This window comes from Paenibacillus sp. UASWS1643 (genome assembly GCF_008693195.1).
Taxonomy (GTDB): Bacteria; Bacillota; Bacilli; order Paenibacillales; family Paenibacillaceae; genus Paenibacillus; species Paenibacillus amylolyticus_B.
Window position 1 is genome coordinate 43,497 of the sequence record NZ_VXKZ01000109.1, and the last position, 12,522, is coordinate 56,018.

25 protein-coding genes are annotated in these 12,522 nt (G+C 45.2%); 3 read left to right on the plus strand and 22 right to left on the minus strand.

What is annotated here, in order from left to right; all coding sequences use genetic code 11:
- Position 1 precedes the first annotated feature (1 nt).
- The 5 genes from FE296_RS32790 to FE296_RS15850 form a co-directional block, all read right to left on the minus strand.
- Complete coding sequence (locus FE296_RS32790; RefSeq protein ID WP_190945269.1) at positions 2–148, minus strand: hypothetical protein; 147 nt, start codon at positions 146–148, stop codon at positions 2–4.
- Positions 145–519 (minus strand): type II toxin-antitoxin system PemK/MazF family toxin, encoded by a 375-nt coding sequence (locus FE296_RS15835; protein WP_150365582.1) that lies wholly within the window; start codon positions 517–519, stop codon positions 145–147. Before FE296_RS15835 ends, FE296_RS32790 begins: the two co-directional genes overlap by 4 nt.
- The gene (locus FE296_RS15840) at positions 516–770 is read right to left on the minus strand and encodes a DUF7667 family protein (RefSeq protein WP_150365583.1); all 255 of its coding nucleotides are present in this window, start codon (positions 768–770) and stop codon (positions 516–518) included. Before FE296_RS15840 ends, FE296_RS15835 begins: the two co-directional genes overlap by 4 nt.
- A gap of 25 nt (positions 771–795) precedes the next feature.
- Positions 796–1,263 carry a hypothetical protein gene (locus FE296_RS15845; protein WP_150365584.1) on the minus strand — a complete coding sequence of 156 codons (468 nt, stop codon included), beginning with the start codon at positions 1,261–1,263 and terminating at the stop codon, positions 796–798.
- A 92-nt stretch (positions 1,264–1,355) separates the two neighbouring features.
- Positions 1,356–1,604 (minus strand): hypothetical protein, encoded by a 249-nt coding sequence (locus FE296_RS15850; RefSeq protein WP_150365585.1) that lies wholly within the window; start codon positions 1,602–1,604, stop codon positions 1,356–1,358.
- A gap of 200 nt (positions 1,605–1,804) precedes the next feature.
- Here FE296_RS15850 and FE296_RS15855 point away from each other — a divergent pair, with 200 nt between their 5' ends.
- A complete protein-coding gene (locus FE296_RS15855; RefSeq protein ID WP_150365586.1) occupies positions 1,805–2,188 on the plus strand; it encodes a helix-turn-helix domain-containing protein in 384 nt (127 codons plus the stop codon).
- Positions 2,189–2,361: 173 nt separating this feature from the next.
- Positions 2,362–2,589, plus strand: a complete 228-nt coding sequence (locus FE296_RS34060) for a helix-turn-helix transcriptional regulator (protein ID WP_150365587.1) — start codon at positions 2,362–2,364, stop codon at positions 2,587–2,589.
- A gap of 259 nt (positions 2,590–2,848) precedes the next feature.
- On the opposite strand, the gene FE296_RS15865 is transcribed toward FE296_RS34060, so the two are convergent.
- Genes FE296_RS15865 through FE296_RS15885 form a run of 5 tightly spaced genes read right to left on the minus strand, consistent with a single transcriptional unit; the run spans position 2,849 to position 4,831 of the window.
- On the minus strand, positions 2,849–3,244 hold the full coding sequence (locus FE296_RS15865) for a hypothetical protein (protein WP_150365588.1): 396 nt from the start codon (positions 3,242–3,244) through the stop codon (positions 2,849–2,851).
- Positions 3,245–3,259: 15 nt separating this feature from the next.
- A complete protein-coding gene (locus FE296_RS15870; RefSeq protein ID WP_150365589.1) occupies positions 3,260–3,388 on the minus strand; it encodes a cyclic lactone autoinducer peptide in 129 nt (42 codons plus the stop codon).
- Positions 3,381–3,923 carry an accessory gene regulator ArgB-like protein gene (locus tag FE296_RS15875; protein ID WP_150365590.1) on the minus strand — a complete coding sequence of 181 codons (543 nt, stop codon included), beginning with the start codon at positions 3,921–3,923 and terminating at the stop codon, positions 3,381–3,383. The genes FE296_RS15870 and FE296_RS15875 overlap by 8 nt, the downstream gene beginning before the upstream one ends.
- Positions 3,920–4,501 (minus strand): hypothetical protein, encoded by a 582-nt coding sequence (locus FE296_RS15880; protein ID WP_150365591.1) that lies wholly within the window; start codon positions 4,499–4,501, stop codon positions 3,920–3,922. Before FE296_RS15880 ends, FE296_RS15875 begins: the two co-directional genes overlap by 4 nt.
- 15 nt (positions 4,502–4,516) lie before the next feature.
- Positions 4,517–4,831: a hypothetical protein gene (locus FE296_RS15885; RefSeq protein WP_150365592.1), complete on the minus strand. Its 315-nt coding sequence runs from the start codon at positions 4,829–4,831 to the stop codon at positions 4,517–4,519.
- Positions 4,832–4,991: 160 nt separating this feature from the next.
- Here FE296_RS15885 and FE296_RS15890 point away from each other — a divergent pair, with 160 nt between their 5' ends.
- Positions 4,992–5,198 (plus strand): YqaE/Pmp3 family membrane protein, encoded by a 207-nt coding sequence (locus FE296_RS15890; protein WP_150365593.1) that lies wholly within the window; start codon positions 4,992–4,994, stop codon positions 5,196–5,198.
- 59 nt (positions 5,199–5,257) lie between these two features.
- Here the strand turns inward: FE296_RS15890 and FE296_RS15895 are convergent, their stop codons facing one another.
- From FE296_RS15895 to FE296_RS15950, 12 genes are all read right to left on the minus strand, one after another.
- Positions 5,258–5,593: a YolD-like family protein gene (locus FE296_RS15895; protein ID WP_150365594.1), complete on the minus strand. Its 336-nt coding sequence runs from the start codon at positions 5,591–5,593 to the stop codon at positions 5,258–5,260.
- A 13-nt stretch (positions 5,594–5,606) separates the two neighbouring features.
- Positions 5,607–5,900, minus strand: coding sequence for a hypothetical protein (locus tag FE296_RS15900; protein ID WP_190945272.1), 294 nt, complete (start codon positions 5,898–5,900; stop codon positions 5,607–5,609).
- Between the two features lie 115 nt (positions 5,901–6,015).
- Positions 6,016–6,450 (minus strand): hypothetical protein, encoded by a 435-nt coding sequence (locus tag FE296_RS15905; RefSeq protein WP_150365595.1) that lies wholly within the window; start codon positions 6,448–6,450, stop codon positions 6,016–6,018.
- 3 nt (positions 6,451–6,453) lie between these two features.
- Positions 6,454–7,284 carry an N-acetylmuramoyl-L-alanine amidase gene (locus FE296_RS15910; RefSeq protein WP_150365596.1) on the minus strand — a complete coding sequence of 277 codons (831 nt, stop codon included), beginning with the start codon at positions 7,282–7,284 and terminating at the stop codon, positions 6,454–6,456.
- Positions 7,285–7,683, minus strand: a complete 399-nt coding sequence (locus FE296_RS15915; protein WP_150365597.1) for a hypothetical protein — start codon at positions 7,681–7,683, stop codon at positions 7,285–7,287. It abuts the gene before it with no gap.
- Positions 7,684–7,905: 222 nt separating this feature from the next.
- Positions 7,906–8,436 carry a hypothetical protein gene (locus tag FE296_RS15920; protein ID WP_150365598.1) on the minus strand — a complete coding sequence of 177 codons (531 nt, stop codon included), beginning with the start codon at positions 8,434–8,436 and terminating at the stop codon, positions 7,906–7,908.
- Positions 8,436–9,074: a hypothetical protein gene (locus tag FE296_RS15925; protein ID WP_150365599.1), complete on the minus strand. Its 639-nt coding sequence runs from the start codon at positions 9,072–9,074 to the stop codon at positions 8,436–8,438. Before FE296_RS15925 ends, FE296_RS15920 begins: the two co-directional genes overlap by 1 nt.
- Positions 9,075–9,992: a pyocin knob domain-containing protein gene (locus FE296_RS15930; RefSeq protein WP_190945274.1), complete on the minus strand. Its 918-nt coding sequence runs from the start codon at positions 9,990–9,992 to the stop codon at positions 9,075–9,077.
- 97 nt (positions 9,993–10,089) lie between these two features.
- Positions 10,090–10,647, minus strand: a complete 558-nt coding sequence (locus FE296_RS15935) for a phage tail protein (protein ID WP_223868914.1) — start codon at positions 10,645–10,647, stop codon at positions 10,090–10,092.
- A 2-nt stretch (positions 10,648–10,649) separates the two neighbouring features.
- On the minus strand, positions 10,650–11,783 hold the full coding sequence (locus FE296_RS15940; protein ID WP_223868904.1) for a baseplate assembly protein: 1,134 nt from the start codon (positions 11,781–11,783) through the stop codon (positions 10,650–10,652).
- A complete protein-coding gene (locus FE296_RS15945; protein ID WP_150365602.1) occupies positions 11,784–12,107 on the minus strand; it encodes a hypothetical protein in 324 nt (107 codons plus the stop codon).
- Positions 12,107–12,520 carry a phage tail protein gene (locus FE296_RS15950; protein WP_150365603.1) on the minus strand — a complete coding sequence of 138 codons (414 nt, stop codon included), beginning with the start codon at positions 12,518–12,520 and terminating at the stop codon, positions 12,107–12,109. Before FE296_RS15950 ends, FE296_RS15945 begins: the two co-directional genes overlap by 1 nt.
- Between the last annotated feature and the right edge of the window lie 2 nt (positions 12,521–12,522).

Here is a 12,522-nt window from a genome sequence, read left to right on the forward strand (position 1 = left end):
ATCACCGCTTGCCGGAAAGCTGCCGGTTGTACTTGTTGTACTGCCCCCGGGCATGCAGGGCGATTAGCAGACGGCCTTGCTGGTACATCTTGCCTTCGAAGGTTTCAAAGAATGAGCATAATTCCTGCAATTGCTGTTCCGTTTTCATTTGGTCACCGTCTTTCTTCTGGGTTTAGGCGCTGCTTTTAATCCGAGGCTGATCATTAATGGATGCTCCATCTGCTTCAAAATCTCAGGTGTGAGCGACCCGAACTGGTAATCTAATCGGGTTTTGTCAATCGTCCGAATCTGCTCAAACATTACAACCGATGGTTTGCGCATCCCCTCTTTGATCCCGATAGGGAAGTGAGTCGGCATCAAGCGTTTGTCCTCACCATCTGTGATCGCTACAACAATGACTGTTGGGGAAAACTCATTGCCCACATCGTTCTGGATAACCAGACCCGGACGGTAACCCTGTTGTTCGCTCCCTTCGCCGTCTCCGTAATTGATCATGAACAGCCCACCGCGTTTGATCATGTCAGTTGCGCCTCCAGCTCATCGAGTAATTGCGTGAAGTGCTGAACTAAATCCATTTGGTCATTGCACTGAGCGGCATAAGCAGCTTCTTTGTAACCATCTAACTTGTGGACCAAAGTGGCGTTAGCTTGCAGACAGTGCATTAACTCCATCCATTCGGCAGGTGGAAGTTTAAACGTTCCTCCTGTTTTTCCTGCTTTGATCGTCAGTTCTGCCAAGCGGCGATGAACCGGGTGAATTGCGATAGACATGTGTGTGTGCCCCTTTCAATTCGGTTTAATCTTCTGACCTAAGTTCGATCATGGCATCTACAATGACATCAACAATTGCCTGTGCCTTTGGTTGATCTTCTTCTGTCAGGTCGTTTATTTTTGGGATACCGACCGTATTCCTCACTATCACGGACAACGCATTAATCATTTGATATCGATTCGGTGAACTGAGAGGAGTAAGTCTTTCTAAAGCACTTTCCTTGATCGGTCTCCAAATCGCTGGACTTGTTTGATCAAGTTGAGTTAACGCCTTTTCCTGATCCTTCTTTTCTCCTAAAGGAAGCTTATTGAGTGCGTCTCTCAATTCTCGTAGCCCTTCTATGTTGTTGATGGAGAAGGAAGAAGCTGGCGTTTGTTTTCCTGTCTCAAAGTCCGAACATGCCACCTCCATAAGGTTCAAGGTGATTGCTGTACCTCGCTGTATGACTATCGCTGCCTGATCGTCAGTTAATGCAATTGCTTGTCGATTCATGTAACACCCCGTCTTTCTAAGAAAATACGGACAATCTAGTTGACTTTTCATACGGTTTTGCCGTATACTTCTATTAAAGTTATTCCTAGATTCTAAGAATTCTTAGCCAAAAAAATTTCCTTCGGGTCTAACTCAAGACCTTCAATCTTACATAAGAGTTCAACTTCATCTGCGCTCATCATAGAAGTCCCATCCATCAAGCGATAAAAACGCTTTTCAGGTATACCAGCTTTTGCTGAGATAGACTTCATAGAAGTGCCGGATGTAAGGATGTGAGCACGAATGCGTTTGATCAAAGGAGTCAGGTAAGGTTTGCTTTTATCCTCAGCAACTTGACTCATTAGGTCACCTCCAATTCTTAGGTATTCTGTGTGAATTCCTAATTTCTAAGAATCCGTGAGTCAAATATAACTCCTAGTATCTAAGAATGCAACCCCCTTTTTAAAATTAATTTTCTGATTATCCGAAAAACTAAGAATGGTTTCCATGTTTCTAGGACATTATGGTAATATCAATAACCAAGGAGAGGTGAAGAAAAACCATGCTCAAGTTGTACAGTGAACGCCTAAAAGAAGCGCGTTTAAAGGCGGGTTTGACACAAATTCAAGTGAGAGATCATACGGGGATCAACAACAAGACATTGAGTGGATACGAGAACAAAATCAGTGAACCGGATTATGAAACATTAAAAGCATTGTGCGACTTATATGGAGTTACAACGGATTGGGTTTTGGGACACACAAATAACCCCCACAGCAAGTTAACCGAGGCTGAGAGGGTTATGGTTGAAAAAGTGGAATTGAACGATGATTCTTTCATCAAGGGAGATTTTACTTTTGACGGAAAGGAACTGACAGAGGAACAGAAGCGCAAGCTACAGGCTATGGCTCGTCTACTTCTGAGTCAGTATCAACAAGGGAAATAAGAAACTCATCAATCAACTTTTGGTTTTCTGGCGTATCGGCTGCAATGGATTTCAAAAAATGCTCGGCATCAATGCTGTTCATAAGGCAAGACCCCCGGTATGTAGTATTGTAATTATATACGAACGATTGTTCCTATGGAAGACTTAAAACTTAATATGGAGGCATACATAATATGGCGCTTACCTTCGGGAAGTGCCTGTTGCGCGACATCCGCATCCAAGCCGGTTACACTCAGGATCAACTATCTGAGGCACTGCTTGAAGTGTGCGGATTAAATGTATCCACCACTCTATTGTCCTTTTACGAGACTAACAAGCGACCCATCCCAAGCCTTACTATGCGCGGGATCTGCATTATTCTCGGATGCAATGAAAAGGACATATACGAGTGGCCGATGTAGCGTAACAGGCCGGGGCATTTACTGCTCCACCCGGAGGTTTTCTTTACCCCGTTGTAAAGTTGATTAAACGTCAACAGGAAATCATGTTCCTATTTCCCATTTAACCCCACATCACAAGATTTGTAAATTAAAATTGGGTCGTCCGAATTGAATCCATTCGACACCACCATTCGACAACATATTACATTAGACTTGTGCTATAGTTTATAATCGAACGCAAAAAAGAGGGGCCCCCGCATTACGACGGAGGCCCCTCTTTTCATTGGAGTATTGGAACAAGTTTTTGTTGTTGTTTAGTCGCAACAGATAGTTCTTTTTCCAGATCGGTGTATCCTCTTGCGGACATAGAGCATCGCAATTCGTTTATTCTCCGGAACTTTTCGAAGTATGCATAATATGGCTTTGTCTCAGTCCGCCTTACCTTCATCACATTAACCGAATTATGCCGGTCTACGTCCATGAAATTTCCACCGCTGTTATTCATAACCTCAGTCCAATGCTCCTTGCTTCCCACAAAATAATAGGTTGCATCGGAAGTGTAAAAAGCGACCTTCCTATACGTTTTTATATAAGAAAGATACAGTATGTCGGCGATCTTAACCTGAATAACATCGGTTTTTCCTTTATGATCAGCCAGAAGTGATACGTATTCCATATATGTTGTCCTCCATTATTTTTTAAGCAAGTGTTGTGGTGGCTTAGGGTTGTTTACGAAGATCAAGCTTGCTGGCATTACAGACAGAGCTGCTACTGCACCCAATCCAGTTGCGATTGCACCATAGATAGCTGTTTTAAACATGTTTGTCACCTCCCTTCATGAAATGTTCGTTGGCTACTAATGTCAGAGCTTGTACGAAAAATGCTATTGCTGCCATAGACGATCCGAACCAAAGGTTTGATGCAACGATCAAAAAGGACACGATTTTAAGGGCTGGATAGAACCTCTCCGGAATACGGGTCTGGTTTTCAATTCCTGTTGGTGCATAGAAAAGCATAATAAACATACTGATTACTGTAAGGATAACAGTCCACTCTGAACCAATACTGAACATAGACAGTGCAGTTGCTGCACCAGCCGTTATGATTGCGCACCCCATGCTTGTCTGTAGGTGTACTCCCCCTGAGAACAAGCGTAGAAAGGCAAAGCATTTTAACAGCATTACTGCTTCATTCAAACGACCAGTTGCCAAGCCTGCCAATACTGTTAAAACGACCACTGAAACAAAATTAAGAATAATGATTAGCGAGTGCCGCATGCTGTCTTCTGGTACTGGGTGATTCGGAACTACTGACTTGATATGACGCGCCATTCTCCCCGCCACTACCTCAATCAACGTGCTTCACGATCCTTTCTGAATGCATAGTACAGAAACAGTGCAGATGCTCCCCCGAAAAACAATATGTTAGCCCATGACTCTTGCACGTACATTGTGATTGCAGTGAGTACGAATGCCGTAATAATGACGGTCACGACAATAGCTTTCTCTCGGGGGAGTTTCAGTTTTTGATATGGCGCCTCGATGCCCAAGCCGAATTTGTAGAGGAGATATGAAGCTATTAAAAACAGAATACTTGTCACAAGCTGTAGGAGCTCTCCGCCAATTTTTTCAAATAGCAATGCTTGTGCAACTCCGTAGGGAAAGAATCCACTACCGGATATAATTATTGACCATAGGATCGGAAGCCGAACAATAGTTGCAAGTATCAGGACATAGAACATTAAGTTTATCACCACAGCTAGAAATCCCAGATCTAGCCCTCGTAAGAAATGACTCTGCATGCCCATGAGTACAGACACTGACAGTGCCTGCCAGATGAATTCCATTGGATTCTCCCTGTATAACACCATCATGAATATAAATACCGTCAGTACTTCTATTGTTGAAAACAACATAAACGTGACCAGTTCCATCGTGCCTTATCCCCTTTATTCTGGCTTGTCTTTGCTACGCCACTCTTCCATGCGCTCTTGGTACTCATCAATCGACGGTTTAAACCAGAACGGCCTTGTCCCAACCATAACGTCAGGCTCTGGGAACATCTTGTTTTTGCGCACATGATGCATGTTCTTTGGGTCTGCGCCAATCTGTTCTGCTACTTCCTTACTCCCCAGGAGAGGTGGGTACTTTTTACCACGTATGATCTGTCTGGACTCTTCTAACTCTTCGACCAGTGCAGCGATCCGTTCTCCGACCTCTCCTCCCAGTTGGTCCGCCAAATCTCGGTACTGATTCAAGGTCAATGCTCATACCTCCTTAATTTTCCTGTTTGTTTGTCTGCCATAAATATACGGTAAAGCCGTATGTATTGCAAGAAGTATTTTCCTGATTCCCATAATAAATATAGAAACATTTTCCTAGTTCTGTTAGACTATACCCAAAACGTTCGAAGGGGAAATAACTATGCGCTATTTACTTTGTTTCTTGCCACCACTTGCAGTATTGTCCTGTGGTAAAGTTGGTCAGTTCTTGCTTAGCTGTATCCTAACGCTATTCTTTTATGTTCCTGGTGTCATCCACGCCATATTGGTCGTTAACTCCTACAACGCAGATAAACGTAACGACAAGCTTATCCGCGCCATTCAACATCAGCAGCGTCCACCAGTTTAAACTATCTACTACATAAAACGCCCGTATCCATTCTCTCTGGATCGGGCGTTTACTATTATTTAAGTGGTAGCCGACATAATATCAGCGATTTTTATATACTTCCAATCTTTATCAGGAAAAACAAGTTTGATTTCCATTCGAACCGTGTTTACAACAGATACAACACCCTCATACATCTTATCCTCTATTGGATCGAATTCAGTGATCTGTATACGTAACCGTTGATGAAAGGAATCATTTATTGCCCCTTGAATTAATTGCATCTCCTGTTCATCCAGAATCGGTTTTTCCTTCTCCAATGCTTTCGCTTGATGCTCAAGCCAGGCCTCCCTGTGCTCAGGCAATATCATCCGAGATGACTCAAACAATCCGTTTCCCGCCAACTTGCTACTCATAATAAGCGCCCCCTTAGTATTGAGTCCAATAGTCAGTATTACTGTTGTTGACTGGCGGCTTCCTGTGCTCAACCTTAGGACGTTCTCCCTCTCGTTCCCAACCTTCCAAAATGACTAGATTAGCCGTATCCGACTTATCCTCCCAATGTATGTATCGTGCAGTTATTAGAGCCTCCAGTGCGTCCATAACGTCTGCTTTATACTTGCCTGTTTTAACGGTTAATTCGTGGACAGTAGGAAAACGCCGCCGTCCGCTTTTGTAGTTATATAAGATCCGTAACACCTTTCGCTCGTAATCAGATAACATATTCATCCCTCCTGAATAAGAACAACTGTTTGTATTATATGCGAACAATCGTTCGTTATTCAAGAAGAAAATAACTCCATCAGCGATAGGCCAATGGAGTTAGAGTGTTGCCCATTCAAGGCTGAACTGCCTTTTCAATCTCTGCTCGCAACGCTTCAGTTAGTTGATCCGGATCCATAGATTTTTGATTTGGGATCTTGTCCAACTTAACCCAAGCCTCCTGTATCTTTGCCCTAATTACATCAGCACTAACCGTGATCCCCAAAGCCCGGAGACGTTTCACCGCATAATTAATAGCCAGATCCATTTTATCTGATCCAGCCAATTCACCAAGTGCCGCCTCAGCTTTAGCATATGCTTCCTGTGCAACACTCCACAATGCATTCTGGATAGACTCAGCAGACTTAGCTTCTGCCGCTGCCTTTCGTGCTGTGATCCACGCCCCAAGTTGACGCCACTCTTTCAGCAGGAACACGAACAGCAGGACAGCCAGCAAACACGCAATAGAGATAAGGGCATTTGTCACAACCGATTGGATTATTTCGTTCATCGTTTACACCTTCCTTTTGTATGATCTGACCATCTCAATGAACCGTGGTTCGAAAAGACCCATATTGTACATCATTTGAAGGATCTTCAATGCAGATTGATCCTTGTCATTCGTAGTGGTAATTGCTTTAACAAACTTAGCTGCCTCTAGCGCCTCGTGATAGACTTTAGGTGGTGTTTGGTCACCGTTGATGTTTACGCGCGTCTGAAGGTCCTTCACGTCCGCCTTGAGCTGTTCAAATTCCTTCTTTTCATCTGCTGTCATGGGTTCACCCTCCTTTGATGGTGTAGCTGGTAGGATTATCGGTTTAATCGCCTGATACAGACGAGTCCATGGGAACTTAGGACCTGGACAGAATGGTTTACGTTTCGGATCCACTTGGAAATGTCCAATGACATGTCGCTCATCCAGAATCATATCTTTGCCGTAGATCCTCTTAACTTCGGTTTGGATGTAGAAGTGCAGCCAAACAGATGCTTGGAACTGTGCATCTGTCAATTCACCGTCTGTACCCTCGTGCTCTATTGACACTGAGTATTTGTTTGGATTAGTCGGTGCGCGCTCTTTGATAATTGGAGCTGTCGCATTCTTGATTGCATCAACTTTCAAGCCGTTCGCCCAGGCCATCTTGTCAATTGCAACATACTGGTGAATCTCTCCGGACTTCGATACGCCGAAGTGAGCCGATGACACAGTGTTGCCGGAAGATTGGAACCATGAGTCCATAGAAGACATAGAGCCGCCGCTGATGTGGTTAACGATAATAACCGGGACGTTACCATCCCGGCTACTGAAATTGGTGTTCTTATTTCCCTTCTGAGTGATCTTATACAACTACAATCCCCCCTTAACAAAAATAGCCGTTACAATTGCAATGACTGTCCCGCCCAAAACAAACTGTAGGAAGCTCATCCACTGTTTCTGGCTGGTTGTCCTCTCCTTCACACTGTCCTGTTGTGTTTGCTGGAGCCAGCTAAACAACTTCATTTCAAGCGTATCGATCTTCGTCATGACCTGATCAAATTGCAGTTGCATCATGCGAGTGGAATCCTTGAGCTGCCGGATCTCGTCATCATGCCGGCCTGTTGTTTGTTCGATAAGTTTAAACCTGGCTTCGTCTGATAATGTCTGTGCTGTCAATCGTGTGAATTCAGCACTTAAATTACTTAATTGTGCTGTTAACTCGTCTGTCTTCGTGCGCAACTTTTCAATTGTCAGCACCTCCTCTGGCATGACCTTCTCCCCGCTCTCTCTCTGAATTTGATTTATTACAGACCACTCCAGACACAACAAAAAACACGCTCCGGATCCCGGACGTGTTACATACTCGATTAAGTTTCCAATCACCCCCTTGAAACTCTTTCTTTTTCTATTGAGCTATACACCACCAGGACATTCCCCTATCAATGAATTTTCCCGGCTCACAACGTCACACCCTTTCCCCCTGCTATCTCTCTATGCCGAAACCACCCTCACATTAGAACAAAAAAGTTGTAGATTGGCAGATGGATTAACTGTATTATATGACACGTATAAGCATAATTTCATGTTGCCCTTCATGTTAAAACCTGTTGGCATATTATTGGATACTGATGTCTTAGCTGTTGCGTTGCTCAATAAGGCGCTGTTATTTTCGAAAATACAAATTGCGCTTGTTGCTTCTGATATTTGCAAGGCATAATAAGAAATAGAAGTATTAGATGTAGCTCCCACTATCCATACTCGGTTAGCATCATCAAGCAAAGCTAAATGGTAGCTTAAGTTGGTGCTACTCGATGTAACGCCTATCTTCCCATTAGATGCGTTGATAGACGATATTGATATTAAACTAGACGGAGGTATATCAGCAATTGTACGTACGTTACCAACGGATGCAGGATTGATTGCTATAGTTTCACTTATAGAAGGAGTTTGTACTAGCGCACTACTTTGTACAAACCCACCCAACCCGTAATTGCCCAGTGAATAATTATCAAGTGTCGGCATTAGATCGTCACATCCTTTGTGACGATGTGACACCATATAACGTTACTCTCATTGACCCAGGCGGTTAAAGTATCTGTTCCTAACAAGATAGTATCAACAAACGGGATGTGAATTGTCTCATACGGGGCCAGTTTGTAATTTCTTATTAGTGTGTAATTGTCTGCGAAATAACCAATCCTCATATTCAAGCTGAGCGGTATGCTGTAACTGTTGCAAAACACCATTGATTTAATAATGCTAGGTTTTCCTTTTGTTGTTATGATTTCTCTTGGAGTGCCGTTTACACCCGATGAGGTAGCTATCAGATACAATCCGTTCTGATCCATTGTTCCATCTAGCTCAACGCCAGTGATTCGAACAGCGCAAGTACCAGAAGAAACCCACGCTCTGAGTTGTGCGGTAGGTCTTAAAACTAAGTCGGCAATAGGAATTACCAAAGTTTCGTAGCCCTTCAGCGGTCTGCTACCTATAACCGGGGTTCCCTCAATTTGCATGTTTAAATTGATTGGCGTGTCCTGTAAATTGCAAACTATAACGGATTTTAAAACAACAACTTTGTTAATCGGCGCTGTATAGATAACTGTATTTGCTGTAGTAGAGAGATTGTTTCCGTATAACAAAACTGGAGTTTCAGCCAATTACAACGCCCCCCATACTCTTTTGTTTTGCGTCACCCATAGGGACCATGTTGTTCCGACTAGACTTCGAACATAGGTTTCGGGTATAGCCGCTTGAAAAGTAGCTTTTTGAACTAAGTTAGTTGCACTCTGCGCCATGATTTCGACATGGTAAGGACCGAAACCAGCAGGACCATTCACCGGGTTAAATACGTAATAATGACCTGTTTCTTTGGCTGAATTAAGATCATAACCACCAGACAAGGTTTTCACCATGCCGTTATCCTGTGTCAGCTTGAATTTTTGCCACGGTCGTTCGTTGACGTAAGTAGCGGTGTTCTCTCCAGCTAAGTTAAGGATTGTTGTTCTTCCGAATTCTTCCGCCGCTATAATAGCCGCCTGCCTTGCGTCACTAACGGCCTTTGCTGTCGCCGCAAGTGATTGGCTAGTGCTGTCAATCGCATTAGATAGTTGTACCTTGCCCTTCTGTGTTAGTGATGCATCCGGTATAGTTGCGCTGGCAAATTTGCTATCCGTGTACGCTTTGGAGTCTGTGAGAACCTGGTTCATTTCTGTGATAGTCACGAATACAAGTGATTGGCTCACCGTAGAGCTTACATTTTGAGCAGTACCCACAAATACCATAGTGTCAAAAGTCTGTTCTAGGATTTCACTTCCGCCACCAACAGGGATCACGGTACCAGTCACATCGTAGCCGTACCAGTAAAGTATTTCTCCCTCGTCTGGATCAAGAGCGTACAATCCAATTTCCCTCCAAGTGAACGCCGTGGTCACGTCTGCATTCGTGAAGTACATGCCGACATTGGCCCGTTGATCAGCAGGGACAACAAATACTCTCGTTACTGTGACTGTCTTTTTGGGACTGATAACATTGGTTAGGTTGCCGATGGACTGGTTCCCGAGTACGCCATCACCCATGACGAATTTAGTGTATTTTAATTCCGCCCCGGCCTGAGCTTTGGCTTGGAGGTTACGCCCCTTGCTTGTTAAACCCTTTGCATCAAAAGCCATACTTCTACCCCCTCATAACTACACGTTTACCCGTGTGTATGCCCGTACCGATGTACAGGTCTAAACGTTCAGTCTGTGACAAGCTGACTCGTTCCAACCAAGCTGAAAGCCTGGTCACTGATCGAATGGCCCGAACAAACTCTTGCGCCCGTTCTTCTGTTACATCTGAATTGTTGGTGATAACCTGGTAATACCCAGGTTCGCCTCCATACTCAAACCATTCCTGTACGTATCCATCCCCGAAAAGTATCTTGACCAGGTTCTCGATTGCAGCAGGCGTACCCTTCGATTGATTAGTCTCGAATGCTGTCTTGAGCAATTCAATTTTAACTTCAATGGGCAACGCATCGTCATAGTAAGCGAGCTTGTACTGCCAGGCTCTTTCATCTGCTTCAGCATCCGTAATATTACCGTTCTGGAGCCTCCGGAAGAAATTGATTTTATCGATCCGCTCATAAAGGTCAGCCAACTGCCCGTCAAGTGACCGGGCAGCAGCAACGATATTGCGGTCACCCTGCACATTAGGCGGAAGTAAATCGTATAGGCTGGTGTCCTTGAGCATCTTCACTTGGACAGACCCCCGAACGTGATGATTGTATTTTCCGTTTCTCTCGCCACCTGCAAATCGGTGACCTCTGCATACAGCGGCAACAATCCAGTCTGTTCAACCCGATCAGCTCCGGCGTTGATCATACGCCGAACAAGCTCGGAAGGATTTATATCCCTCCCGAGCTTTGATTTCTGCCAAATAATATACTCGCCCACCGCTTGCTCCACTGCGGTCTGTATCGACAGCAGATTGGCAATGTTGTCCTCATGCACGTAATAGGTGACTGCAATATCGTACGCGACAATCTCCGGCCTTTGGACTGTAACCTTATCGGTCAGCGGCCTGCGGTTACGTGGGCTGAGTGCTGAAGTGACCGCATCCAATATCTCTTGAGTTGGGAGCTCGCCATTCTCCAGCAAAGGAATGATAGTGACTTCCATAGGGGCGGGAGTAACTGCGGCAACGTCAACAATTGCGGCGCTGGCTGTCTTGGCCCAATAGATGTATCCGTCTTCCGGTCCAGCGGTGGAATAAGAGTCATTTGATAACCGAATTCGTTCCCGGTACGGCTCGTCTTCCTCTTCATCTGCACCCGCTGCGCTCTCGGTCAGGTTGGATACTGATAAGACGAACGGAACGGGGTCAATCAGCGTGTTTATGACTCCCGGAAGGAATCCATTCCCGATGTCTCCAGCCTGCAAGCAACGAGCCGATACGGTGCCTATTAGCTGTCCGGCGGGTATTACAATTGTACTGTTGGTGGCGAAGTATATTTCACCCTCCGCACCCTCGGGGCTTACCCTGGTTCCTACTGGAATGGCCTGAGCTGAAGCAAGCGGCGCTGTCAAAGTGAACTGTAATGTGGTTGTTGCGAATGCTGCAGCCAGGCGTGGGGTGTTTGCGAAGTCTCCCAGGTAATCAAGCATGGTTTTTCTCGCATGCCTGAGTAGCTGCGCTTTGGCTGTCTGATCGATCAGCACCCGCTGAAGCAAGATCATTTTAGCCAGGGCATTCAGGACCAACATTTCCGGGTCTGCCCGGTTCAGTGTCCTACCTGTAGCCCCTTCGAATAATGTACGAACCTCGGATTGGATACTTAGTACGTCCTGTTCTGTAAATTCGATATCTGGCAAGTCTACCAAAGCCATTTATTCAGCACCCCTTTCCCGGAACCGGACGTATGCAATCGCGCTTCCTGATTCGTTCGCATCGTCAGACTCAATGTAATATACCTCTGTAACTTCTGCTTGCGGCTCAAATTGTTCCACCGCATCAATGATCCGACCCCGGAGCAGCAACCTAGCGCTCCCTTCCGGTTGGTCGAATATAGAACCATCGATACCCATTTCCCTGTCCAACACTGCCTCACCAGCCACAAGGGTAGCAATGATTCGCACCCTTTGTTTAAGGCTCTCAATGCCAGTCAGCCCGAATTTAGTTTCAGGCATGGTTGCCGGTACTGTAATTTCCATCAGGCGTATTCCTCCAAATCTATAGAGATTTCGCCGCGAAGAACATCGCCTTTGGGGTCTACGTGGGTCCAGGTCTGTGACAGACCTTTAATGACCCATTTGTTAACGCCTAGCTTCTTCCCGCCGATCTCAAGCGTCAGTGCTTTTCCATCCCGACTGTACCCCACGAGCTTATCCATTTCTTTGCGGGGATTCATGCCAAGGCTCACATCCAGCACGATGATGAAAGAAATCGCATCAAGCCCCGGACCGAGGTATTGTTGGCGCGGTTTTTTGAGGTGTATATCTGAGGCTGTCCAGCGATCAGCCGTTACCCTGGTGAAATCCTTGAATGTCCTAACTTTTACCCGGTTGCGGCTCATAACGGATATGAACCCGATGTCTCCGAGACTACCAAGTCCAGGCGATGCCATTG

Bases quoted from the DNA above. Each gene is read 5' to 3' on its own strand.
- FE296_RS15850 (WP_150365585.1), bottom strand. From the start codon at position 1,604: ATGAGTCAAGTTGCTGAGGATAAAAGCAAACCTTACCTGACTCCTTTG.
- FE296_RS15915 (WP_150365597.1), bottom strand. From the start codon at position 7,683: ATGCCAGAGGAGGTGCTGACAATTGAAAAGTTGCGCACGAAGACAGAC.
- FE296_RS15840 (WP_150365583.1), bottom strand. From the start codon at position 770: ATGTCTATCGCAATTCACCCGGTTCATCGCCGCTTGGCAGAACTGACG.
- FE296_RS15930 (WP_190945274.1), bottom strand. From the start codon at position 9,992: ATGGGTGATGGCGTACTCGGGAACCAGTCCATCGGCAACCTAACCAAT.
- FE296_RS15905 (WP_150365595.1), bottom strand. From the start codon at position 6,450: ATGAACGAAATAATCCAATCGGTTGTGACAAATGCCCTTATCTCTATT.
- FE296_RS15870 (WP_150365589.1), bottom strand. From the start codon at position 3,388: ATGTTTAAAACAGCTATCTATGGTGCAATCGCAACTGGATTGGGTGCA.
- FE296_RS32790 (WP_190945269.1), bottom strand. From the start codon at position 148: ATGAAAACGGAACAGCAATTGCAGGAATTATGCTCATTCTTTGAAACC.
- FE296_RS15855 (WP_150365586.1), top strand. From the start codon at position 1,805: ATGCTCAAGTTGTACAGTGAACGCCTAAAAGAAGCGCGTTTAAAGGCG.
- FE296_RS15865 (WP_150365588.1), bottom strand. From the start codon at position 3,244: ATGGAATACGTATCACTTCTGGCTGATCATAAAGGAAAAACCGATGTT.
- FE296_RS15880 (WP_150365591.1), bottom strand. From the start codon at position 4,501: ATGGAACTGGTCACGTTTATGTTGTTTTCAACAATAGAAGTACTGACG.
- FE296_RS15845 (WP_150365584.1), bottom strand. From the start codon at position 1,263: ATGAATCGACAAGCAATTGCATTAACTGACGATCAGGCAGCGATAGTC.
- FE296_RS15835 (WP_150365582.1), bottom strand. From the start codon at position 519: ATGATCAAACGCGGTGGGCTGTTCATGATCAATTACGGAGACGGCGAA.
- FE296_RS15900 (WP_190945272.1), bottom strand. From the start codon at position 5,900: ATGTTATCTGATTACGAGCGAAAGGTGTTACGGATCTTATATAACTAC.
- FE296_RS15940 (WP_223868904.1), bottom strand. From the start codon at position 11,783: ATGGCTTTGGTAGACTTGCCAGATATCGAATTTACAGAACAGGACGTA.
- FE296_RS15950 (WP_150365603.1), bottom strand. From the start codon at position 12,520: ATGGCATCGCCTGGACTTGGTAGTCTCGGAGACATCGGGTTCATATCC.
- FE296_RS15935 (WP_223868914.1), bottom strand. From the start codon at position 10,647: ATGCTCAAGGACACCAGCCTATACGATTTACTTCCGCCTAATGTGCAG.
- FE296_RS15890 (WP_150365593.1), top strand. From the start codon at position 4,992: ATGCGCTATTTACTTTGTTTCTTGCCACCACTTGCAGTATTGTCCTGT.
- FE296_RS15895 (WP_150365594.1), bottom strand. From the start codon at position 5,593: ATGAGTAGCAAGTTGGCGGGAAACGGATTGTTTGAGTCATCTCGGATG.
- FE296_RS15920 (WP_150365598.1), bottom strand. From the start codon at position 8,436: ATGCCGACACTTGATAATTATTCACTGGGCAATTACGGGTTGGGTGGG.
- FE296_RS34060 (WP_150365587.1), top strand. From the start codon at position 2,362: ATGGCGCTTACCTTCGGGAAGTGCCTGTTGCGCGACATCCGCATCCAA.
- FE296_RS15945 (WP_150365602.1), bottom strand. From the start codon at position 12,107: ATGGAAATTACAGTACCGGCAACCATGCCTGAAACTAAATTCGGGCTG.